Annotated in this window: 1 protein-coding gene and 2 pseudogenes; all 3 read left to right on the top strand. The window is 65.2% G+C overall.

All coding sequences use genetic code 11. From position 1 onward, the window contains the following. A partial coding sequence (locus AHiyo1_RS09005) for an alpha/beta fold hydrolase (RefSeq protein ID WP_059388337.1) occupies nucleotides 1-638 on the top strand: 638 nt, incomplete at its 5' end. 9 nt (nucleotides 639-647) lie between these two features. After that, a pseudogene (locus AHiyo1_RS09000) lies at nucleotides 648-1,501 on the top strand (alpha/beta fold hydrolase). Between the two features lie 31 nt (nucleotides 1,502-1,532). Next, nucleotides 1,533-2,365, top strand: a pseudogene (locus tag AHiyo1_RS08995) (alpha/beta fold hydrolase). The last annotated feature ends 209 nt before the right edge of the window (nucleotides 2,366-2,574 follow it).

Genomic DNA, 2,574 nt, shown 5'->3' with positions numbered 1-2,574 from the left:
CCCGCTACTCCGCCGCAACGGAGACCAGCGACTTGCTTTCCGTGATGGAAGCGAGCGGATCCACCGATGTTGTCGGGCACAGCTATGGCGGATTCGTCGCGCTCCAGGCCGCGCTGCGCGCCCCCATTTCCCGCCTCGTCACTTACGACGCCGCGGTTTCCCTCTCCGGCAACTTGAACGGGCGCTGGCGGCCGCAATTGGAAGAGGCCGTCACCGCCGGCCAGCTCGACAACGCATGGGCGCATTTGGTCCAGGGGCTTGGCACGGCCGGCCCGATTTCCTATTTGCCGCTCGGGGCACTGCGGGTGCTCAGCATCCTCTCCGCGAAGACGAGGTTGGGTTCCGAGATGAGGGAATTGCTGCCGACGGCGGTTTTGGAGATGCGGGCGATCATTGACGCCGACTCGCACATCCAAGACTATGCGGAGTTGAAGACGCCAACCCTGATGCTCAGCGGCGGGTGGAGCCCGGCGTACTTTGCCGAAACCGGCCGGCAGCTTGCGGCCGCCATTCCTCCGGTGGACTTTGCGGTAGTTCCATTGCAGTTCCACGAGGGTCCCCTCCGGCCGGGCAAACAGCTCGCTGTGAGAATTGCCCGCTACCTGGCGCGGGGGACGGCGAAGGCGCCGTCCCCCTAGGATGAAGCGGTGAGAGAACGTGAGGTCCCGACGCCCGACGGCGGCAAGCTCGCCTTGTACAGTTACGGCTCGGTGGACGCGCCAGGAGAACGCCGCGTGGTGCTCATTGGGGGCGCATTCCTGACCGCGCTCATCTACCGGCCTTTTCCATGGCGCTATCGAAGGGACTCGGCGAGGGCTGGGCAGTCGACGTCTACGATCGCAGGGGTCGCGGCAGCTCTTCGGAACTACCCGCGAACTACTCGATGGACACGGAGATAGCGGACGTCCGCAGCATTTTGGACGCCACCGGCGCCAGGAACCTCCTCGGCCACAGCCTTGGCGGATCCGTGGCATTGAATGCCGTCCAGGAGTTTGCGGGAACAAGCTACGAGCCGGACAAACTGGCTGTGTATGACGCGGCCGTGAACATCGACGGGAGCATGGACACGGGCTGGCTGGACGGCTTTGCCCAATCCGTGGACAGCGGGAATGTGGGGCGTGCCATGGCCAGGATGAAGCGGGGAATGCAGCCTGGCACCGCTTTGGCGCGAATCCCGGAGCCCATCCTGGCGGGACTCATGGCCCTTGTTTCCCGCACCAAGGTCAACAAGGTCCTCAGGGGACTCATGCCAACGGGCGTGGCCGAACTCAAGGCCGCCTACGACGAAGCCGCGCATCCCCGGGACTTCTCGGTGCTCCCCCGGAGCACGCGATTCATCGTGGGTAGCAAAAGCCCCGAATACTACAAGGTCACCGCAGAGCGGCTATACGCAGCCGTCCCGGGAAGCACGCTGGTGGTATCGCCGAAAGGCTTCCACGGATCCATTCCTGCCGCGGTCAAGGAACTCGTGACGGACATTTCCAGCTATTTCAAGGACTGACGGAACCCCGCGGCTCCGTTAGGCTCGAAGCATGACGCGCGAGAACATCACAACGGCCGACGGCGGAACCCTCGAGCTCTTCACGACGGGCGGTGAGCTTGCCAACGGCGGCTCAGGCGTCGTCGTCGTGCCCGCATCCATGGTGACCGCCGCAGACTATTCCAAGTTCGCCCAGAAACTCAGCGCCGCCTTGCGCCGCCCGGTCCACACCTTCAACCGCCGGGGCCGTGGTGAATCATCGCCCCAGCCCGAGGACTACACCCTCGACGTCGATATCCGGGATCTTTCCGAAGTCATGAAGCACACGGCCAGCACCGACGTCTTCGGCCACAGCTTCGGAGGCGCCGTGGCCCTGCACGCGGCGCGTACGCTGCCGGTGGAACGCCTGGCGGTCTACGACCCCGCTGTCTCCGTCAACCACAGCGTGAAGGCGGACTGGACGGGCGAATACGAACGCGCGACGGCGGCTGGAGACTTTGACCGCGGGCTTGCTGTGCTCGTGAAGGGCGTCGAAACAGAGGGCGCCTTCGCGCGGATGCCGCTGTCCATGCTGACGCTCGTCACGAAGCTGACCTCAGGCACCCCCATGGGCAAACAAATGCGGGAGCTCATGCAGGCCGGCGTGCGTGAGATCAAGCAGTCATCGCCGCGGACATGCCCGCAGAGCCTTTCCTTGAGCTGCCGCTGGAGACGCTCATTGTGGTCGGGGAAAAGAGCCCCGCCTACTTCGGTGTGGCGTGTGGCCAGATCCACGACGTCCTGTCCGGATCGAGCTACACCATCCTGCCCGGCCACGGCCATGATGGTGTGATCCGCGCACCGGACAAGCTCATCGCCGAGCTCTCCGACTTCTTCTCGGGGTAGACGCCCGCTCACATATAGGGGGTTCTGAGCGGACGCCGGCTCACATATACCGGGTTCCGGCGGGACGCCCGCTCACGTATGGCGGCTCCCGGCGGGACGCCCGCTCACATCTAGCGGGTCCCGGCGGGACGCCCGCTCACATCTAGCGGGTCCCGGCGGGACGCCCGCTCACATATAGCGGGTCCCGGGGGGACGCCCGCTCACATCAT

This window comes from Arthrobacter sp. Hiyo1, from assembly GCF_001263615.2.
Classification (GTDB): domain Bacteria; phylum Actinomycetota; class Actinomycetes; order Actinomycetales; family Micrococcaceae; genus Arthrobacter.
The sequence above is the reverse complement of the archived record's forward strand: the minus strand, read 5'-3'. Positions and strand labels throughout refer to the sequence as shown.